The sequence below is a fragment of the Flavobacteriales bacterium genome, assembly GCA_013214975.1.
In the GTDB taxonomy this organism is placed as follows: domain Bacteria; phylum Bacteroidota; class Bacteroidia; order DT-38; family DT-38; genus DT-38.
The window spans coordinates 1-7,334 of sequence record JABSPR010000154.1 but is presented as its reverse complement, the minus strand read 5'-3'; the positions used below and the strand labels follow the sequence as shown (position 1 = coordinate 7,334).

Here is a 7,334-nt window from a genome sequence, read left to right as displayed (position 1 = left end):
GCATATCTTTATCACGAATCTTAATCAATTGAGATTTCTCATAATCAATATTCGCAGTAACGAATGAAATTGCAAGAAAATTATTCACTCCTAGAGCTAAATACATTTGGAATCGATGTAAAAGCCAAATTGTATTGTGAAGTACATTCCACTCAAGACGTTACAGCAATAATTAAATCAGCAGAATTTAAACAGAATAACAATTTAATTCTTGGCGGAGGTAGTAATATTTTATTTACCAAAGATTTCGAAGGGCTTGTTGTAAAAAACAATTTAAAAGGAATCGAGATTGTAAAAGAAGACGATTCAGAGGTTCACTTAACAGTTCAGGGAGGCGAAAACTGGCATGATTTCGTAATGCATTGTGTGGGTAATAACTATGGCGGCATTGAAAACTTATCTCTTATTCCAGGTAATGTTGGAGCCAGTCCGATGCAAAACATTGGTGCTTATGGAGTTGAAGTAAAAGATGTTATTACTAATGTGGAGGCAATAGACTTAACGGATGGTATCATTCGAAACTTCACGAATTCGGAATGTGATTTCGGCTACCGATCAAGTGTTTTCAAGAAAGAACTTAAAGGAAAGTATTTGATTGCTGCAGTCACTTTCAAACTCCAGAAAGAACCTACGTTTAACACGTCTTACGGTGCAATTAATGCAGAATTAGAAAGAATGGGTAATGCCGAATTAAGCGTTCAAAATATTAGCAAAGCAATTTGCAACATCCGTTCCTCTAAATTACCTGACGCTAAAATAACCGGTAATGCGGGTAGCTTTTTTAAGAATCCGGTAATAGAACAAAGCATATTCAAAACCATAGAAACTAGCTTTCCAGATATAGCCCATTACAATCAAGACAACGGAATGGTTAAACTGGCGGCTGCTTGGTTGATTGAAAATTGTGGTTGGAAAGGAAAGAGAATTAAAGATTATGGTGTTCATCCCCAACATGCATTGGTTTTAGTAAACCATGGAAGAAGTGAAGGAAGCGATATTTTTAATTTATCGGGAGATATAATTTCTTCTGTAGAAGATAAATTTGGAGTAACCTTAGAAAGAGAAGTAAATATCCGTTAACAAAAGGATACCTAATCAAGCTTATCCAATTCAGAGATAACAAACTCAGCTAACGACTTAATATAGTCTTGCTTAAAACTAAACTCGATTCCACAAGCTTTATAGATATCCCCAATTGATTTGGTATAACCTAAGCTTAAACCTGCTTTGTACTGTTCTAATGTCTTAGTCGGGTTTTCTTTGTAATTCTTCCACATCGCAATTGCCCCTAATTGCGCCATACCATATTCTATATAATAAAAAGGCACTTCGTACAAATGCAATTGCTTTTGCCACAGGTTTGCTTTAGAAGATTCTAATCCACTCCAATCAATTTGCGCACTACCCAACTCTGTCATTATTTCTAACCAATAGGCTTCTCTTTCGCTATTGGTATGTTTTGGGTTCTCATAAATCCAATGTTGAAATTTATCGATCGTAGCTACCCATGGAAGCGTTCCCAATACTTGAATTAGCTGTTCCTTCTTTGCTCGTTTTAATTCGTCGGCATCCGAAAAGAAAACATCCCAGTGCTCCATTGAAATCAATTCCATACTCATAGAAGCCAATTCAGCAACTTCCGATGGAAAGCTTTTAAATGGTGTTATCTCTAAATCCCTTGTTAGAAAAGAATGGATTGCATGCCCTCCTTCATGTACTATCGTTACTAGATCCCGAACAGAACCAACCGAATTCATATATATAAATGGCACTCCTATCTCATATAACGGATAGTTAAAACCTCCAGGAGCTTTACCTTTTTTAGATTCTAAGTCTAAATGCCCCATATCTCTCATTATAGAAATACATTCCCCGAAATAAGGATCAATTTGATTGAAGCAAGTAATTGTTTTCTCCAACATCTCCTCACCAGACTCAAATGGCTTCAATGGATCCTTTCCAGAGATATCAACTTGCGTGTCCCATGGTTTCAAGCTATCGATACCTAATTTTTCTTTACGTTCGATATCGTACTTCTCTAAACGAGGTACAATTTCTTTTGAGATCGAATCATGAAAATCGAAACAGTCGGCAACGGAATAATCAAACCTGCATTTCTCATCGAACATATAATCTCGATAATTTTTGTAGTCGGCATTTAATGCAACTTGATTTCTTAAATCGATTAACTTATCGAAGAGTTTATTCAACGCTTCTCTGTCGTCTGCTCTTCGCTTATCCATTAAATGATAAACTTCTTCTCTCTTTGATCTGTCATTATCTTTAAGAATCAACGCTGCTTTCTGCATCGTTAATTCCTCGCCTTCCACCTCAACAGACATAGCAGCTGATATTGAACCGTACTCTTGAGAATCCAAACCTAATTGGGTATTTAATGGGATGTTCTGTTCTCTAAAAATATCAAGTCCAGTTCTAACTGTTTTTAGATAGATCGTATAATCTGTATTTAGATCTTTTAAAAATTCCGAAGCGATTAGTCTCTTATCGTACCCATTAGAATAGGTAGCATCTTGTGGAGAAATCTGCTCAACAAATACTTGAAATCTTTCTGCAAGCGACTTATCGGTAGTGTCAATATTCATTTTAATATACCGCCATGCCATGTCTTCTTCAAGAACAGCATCCATCTCACTTCTATCAGAAATCCATTTGGATAATAATTCTGGCGTATCGACAGATCGCTCAGACAGATCTTTGTAGAATTTCTCTACATCTTCCCAACCACTAATGTTCAGATCTTCTGATAAAAACTTTCTAGGCTTTCTTATCGGCAGATTGCTTTCCATAATGGACAGTATTTTATATTTAATTGGAATTACTTTCCTCTAGCAGCACCTTGTTTAGCAGGAGCTTTCATAGCGGGAGCTTTCTTGGCAACAGCTTTTTTGACAGGTGCTTTCTTAGCTGTTTTCTTAGCGGTAGTTTTCTTTGCCGCTTTCTTTTCTGTAGAAGCTTCTTCAGTAGCTGCTTCAACTTCTTCTTTCTCTTCTTCGGCTAATATTTCATCCAGAACTTTTGCCTCATGAAGAATATTGAACCATTTAACGAGTTTTTTAATATCCGAAGTGTAAACTCTTTCTTGATCGTAATCTGGAAGAAGTTCGATCATGAATTTTTTTAATTCAGCATCCTTCGCTTTATGATCAACACATTTAGCTCCCTTTGTTTTTTTAACTATTCTCTTCAGGACATCCTTTAACGGATAATCTTCATCGGTCGAGTAGATACTTATATCTTCAAATGAACTAATGATATAGGACGAATGTGCCGTAAATCTTTGTTTATCTACTAAAGATTCTACTACTACGCCACCCTTTGACTGTGCTAAAACTTGGAAAAGCCCCGGCTTACCTGAAATTGCTATGATCTTACTAAACTCCATTCTATTTTTTTTCTAGTCGCCAAATGTATAAAAAAATGCAAAACAAAACGATAAATCCTGCCTTAGAACCCAATACTAATGGGATATAATGATTTTCTCAACAGAAATTAGATTTCTACTCGTTACTCTACAGAAATAAATACCACTAACTAAATCAGATACATCAACTTGATATCGATGCAATCTGGCGTTTGTATCCCATGTTTGGATTTCTTTGACTACCTGCCCATTCGAATTAACTATCTGCATACCAAATGTGTTGTCGCTTTCGGCACGTACCAAAATTGCAACATATTGATCCGCAGGATTGGGAACGATCGAAGTAATCTGAGAAGAATTACTAGCTATTCCATTGTGTGTTGGCGATACTACGGCATTATACATTCCTTGCGCATTCACGGCTCCAGTTTCTACACTTGCTTTATCGTCTCCCCCAATTAATGCAAATGCAATTTTTACAGAATCACCAGCGAGTAATTCAATCGGACCGGTGCTCATAACGTCTAAAACATCATTACCAGATCCGGCAACACCTCCATCTGGCCTATCCGTTGATAACAGAATGTATTTTTCTGCTTCATTTACACCATCCGTGATATCGATTCCTCCTCCACCTCCAGCAATCACATCTATTGCATAATGAGTGGCAGTATCCGAGGTGAGTAATTTGATTCCGGCAAATAACGTTTCTGAGAAATCATACGTGATTCCAAGTTTCAATCCTGAATTGTATTCAATTTTATTCTGTACCGCATTTACTACATCCCAGTCAATAAACAAACCGCCATATAAATCTGTAAGATCGACTCCATTATTTTTTATCTCATATTCTAAAATAATATAGTTCTCATGACCTACATCGTTCCAAGCATAACCACGCTGCACTACTTGGAGGTTCATGGTATTAGCACCACCATTATTATCATTAAATTTTCCAATAACATCTATATCCGATACGGCTGGCGGATCTATTTCAGTAGCGGATTGAACAACTGCAAAATGATCATTCTGAAGCTGACTAAAACTATACCTAACATTATCAACAACCTTATCGGAGGCACTTCCAAGCATCAACCCTCCTGTGTACAATAGAGGATTTCCTTGATAATTAAATCCAAGCCCATTAAATGTTACCCAATCCGAGAATCCTATTCTTGCATTCCCAAAAAGGCTAGCCGAAATATCATTTACTTCTAGGTTCACAAAATCCTGATTCAATAGCAAAGTGATGTATTCCTTCTTCAGATAAGAACCATCTTCATAGACAACGTCTATAATTACTGTCTCACTAGTAGGCACTCCAGGCAATACCTTTATTCTAAATGGGTCGCTGGTATTGTTAACCGAATCTAAAGTGGCTATAACACCCAATGTAATATTGGTATCTATTATTTCAACATATGGAGAAGAACAAGCGATAGAGACTTTTAAATTAGTTGTTGGGAAGAGCAGATTAACAAAAATTGCGGATATGTCAATGGTATCTCCCGCCACATAACTATTGTCATTATTATCATCAAATTGCTCGTTCGTTAACTCTATTCCTGGTGTTACAGAATCGGTGAGAGCTTTGTACAAATTAACTCTACCAGTACCCAAACCATTCAAATAAGGCTGGTTACCAGGAATCGTATCTAAAACATCCGTAGTTGCCTTAATTTGAGCCATAACCTGTAATGCTGTCATGGCAGGAAATTGAGCTCTAACAATCCCAGCTATCCCAGCCACAAGTGGAGATGCCATTGAAGTCCCCCCTGTTGTAGAATAGCCATCATTATTTGTAGTAGTTCGTAAATTATCCGCCTGAATCGCAACATCTACATAAATTCCCCAGTTCGAATTATCTTTTTTAACACCTACAGTATCATCAACACCTGTAACACATAATACATTATCATAACCTGCCGGATACAAAACAATCGTGTCGTTATTATTTCCTGCTGCCGCCACAATTACAACATCATTATCTATTACCGCGTAGTTAACTATATCCTGAGCGACTAATGAATAACTTGTACTTCCCCACGAACAGTTAATCACGTCACAACCGTGTTCCGCCCCATATACAATGCTTTCATACCCTTTATTTAGAACACCTGAAGCATCACTCATTTTCAAAGGCATTATCTTACACTTAAAACCAGTACCTGCAATTCCAATCGTATTATCAGCCATCGCTCCTGCAGCACCAGTAACTTTTACTCCGTGATGCCAATTTATCCCATCGGAACTCGGGTCGTTGTCGTCTTCTCCTAAATCCCAACCATAATAATTATCTACATACCCATCTAAATCGTTATCAATACTATCTATCGGATCGGCATAATTACATTTGATATTATCCACCAAATCAACATGATCGAGGTCTATTCCAGTATCCGAAATTCCGATAACAATATTTGTGTCCCCTTTGTTTTCATCCCAGCCCATAAGGATACTAGAACTAATCATACTTGTCTGAAGTCCTAAATCTATATCGTTTGGAGAGTACATTAATTTTGGTAAATAATAAGGCTCCGCGTACTCTACTAATCCACTTTTATACAAGTCGTTTATAACGTTCTTTATCGACTCACCTTCAGAAAGCTTGAGTTTATAGATTAACGATAAATTAACACCCGATTTAACACTTTTACTTTTGGAAAGGGTTCTTGGAAATGCTTGGTCAACAGAATTTATGGCGTGCATTTTAGCAAACTTTTCGAATTTCTTTCCTTCCAAACCTTCTCCTCCAGCCGATTTAGCGATGCTCTCTTTTAATTTAAACATCACCACACCTTGCAAATAATCGCTTTGTGTTATTGACTTGGGCATTTCAAAAGGTCCTGACTGTGCTTTAACTTGGTTTAAGAGTGTGCTACCTACCAGTAAATACACCAATAATTTGGCTAGAATTTTTCTCATAACAACTTGTACGCTTAATGAAAGCATTTGATTCAATTTACTTTTTCAACTCTTCGTATTCGGGTAGTTCTTTTATAAAGCTATAACTTTTGTTAGCATAATCCATCTTGCAGAAAAAATGCTCCATGCCGTTGGTTACAGCCAAATACTTTGCCTTAAAATGCAGATTATACATTGCAATTTGATCAAACACCTTCTGCGTCATCTTAACATTGGAAGCCTTGCATTCAACAACTAAAAGAGGATTGGCTAGATTATCGTACACAACTATATCCGCTCGCTTATCTTGTTTTTGGTATTTCAACGAAGTCTCTACAGCTATTAAACTTGCTGGACAAGACTTATTGTTTATCAAATAAGAAATGAAATGCTGTCGTACCCATTCTTCTGAAGTAAGAGCAACATATTTCTTTCGAGTCTCATCCAAGATCAAAAGTTTTTCCTTCTCCGATTTAACTTTATAACTATATGCAGGAAGGTTTAAATTATCCATTTATAGGGATGAGCTAATTACATGTTAATAATTAAGGGTAATATAATTAACAATTGAATTTCAGCTCCTATAGAATTGCTAATTTTATTTTAAAGTTAGCCAATAAATAAGTGACTGCTGAAAACATCATATCAGACTTAAGACAAAGGAAATTTGCATCGTGCTATTTCCTTATGGGAGAGGAACCGTTTTACATTGATGAGATAAGTGAATACATTATAAGAAATGCACTTACCGAAGATGAAAAAGGGTTTAACCAAACAATCCTTTACGGCAGAGATACAGACGTATTAACGGTTATTAACGAGGCAAAGCGTTTCCCCGCCATGGCCGAACGTCAAGTTGTTGTTGTAAGAGAAGCACAATATCTCGATAAGATTGAGAACCTACAACCATACCTCGAAAAGGCAAACCAATCTACGATCCTTGTATTATGCTACAAGTATAAAAAGCTAGATAAACGAAAGAGCTTTTATAAAGTAGTCAATGAAAGTGCTGTTTTATTCGAATCTAAAAAGCTATATGATAATCAAG

General features: G+C 36.5%; 6 protein-coding genes. 2 read left to right on the top strand and 4 right to left on the bottom strand.

Features of this window, described 5'->3' with window-relative positions; translation table 11 throughout:
• The first annotated feature begins 63 nt into the window (after positions 1-63).
• Positions 64-1,080 (top strand): UDP-N-acetylmuramate dehydrogenase, encoded by a 1,017-nt coding sequence (gene murB / locus HRT72_05595; protein ID NQY67182.1) that lies wholly within the window; start codon positions 64-66, stop codon positions 1,078-1,080.
• 11 nt (positions 1,081-1,091) lie between these two features.
• Here the strand turns inward: murB and HRT72_05590 are convergent, their stop codons facing one another.
• From HRT72_05590 to HRT72_05575, 4 genes are all read right to left on the bottom strand, one after another.
• The gene (locus HRT72_05590) at positions 1,092-2,807 is read right to left on the bottom strand and encodes a M3 family oligoendopeptidase (protein ID NQY67181.1); all 1,716 of its coding nucleotides are present in this window, start codon (positions 2,805-2,807) and stop codon (positions 1,092-1,094) included.
• 29 nt (positions 2,808-2,836) lie between these two features.
• Positions 2,837-3,403, bottom strand: a complete 567-nt coding sequence (locus HRT72_05585; protein NQY67180.1) for a DUF5606 domain-containing protein — start codon at positions 3,401-3,403, stop codon at positions 2,837-2,839.
• A gap of 75 nt (positions 3,404-3,478) precedes the next feature.
• Entirely contained in the window at positions 3,479-6,307 is a 2,829-nt protein-coding gene (locus tag HRT72_05580; GenBank protein NQY67179.1) for a S8 family serine peptidase, read from the bottom strand.
• Between the two features lie 37 nt (positions 6,308-6,344).
• The gene (locus HRT72_05575; GenBank protein NQY67178.1) at positions 6,345-6,800 is read right to left on the bottom strand and encodes a type I restriction enzyme HsdR N-terminal domain-containing protein; all 456 of its coding nucleotides are present in this window, start codon (positions 6,798-6,800) and stop codon (positions 6,345-6,347) included.
• 173 nt (positions 6,801-6,973) lie between these two features.
• Here HRT72_05575 and HRT72_05570 point away from each other — a divergent pair.
• On the top strand, positions 6,974-7,334 hold a 361-nt coding region (locus HRT72_05570), incomplete at its 3' end, for a DNA polymerase III subunit delta (protein ID NQY67177.1).

Coding starts and splice junctions, on each gene's coding strand:
- HRT72_05575 (NQY67178.1), bottom strand. CDS start 6,800: ATGGATAATTTAAACCTTCCTGCATATAGTTATAAAGTTAAATCGGAG.
- HRT72_05590 (NQY67181.1), bottom strand. CDS start 2,807: ATGGAAAGCAATCTGCCGATAAGAAAGCCTAGAAAGTTTTTATCAGAA.
- HRT72_05585 (NQY67180.1), bottom strand. CDS start 3,403: ATGGAGTTTAGTAAGATCATAGCAATTTCAGGTAAGCCGGGGCTTTTC.
- HRT72_05580 (NQY67179.1), bottom strand. CDS start 6,307: ATGAGAAAAATTCTAGCCAAATTATTGGTGTATTTACTGGTAGGTAGC.
- murB (NQY67182.1), top strand. CDS start 64: ATGAAATTGCAAGAAAATTATTCACTCCTAGAGCTAAATACATTTGGA.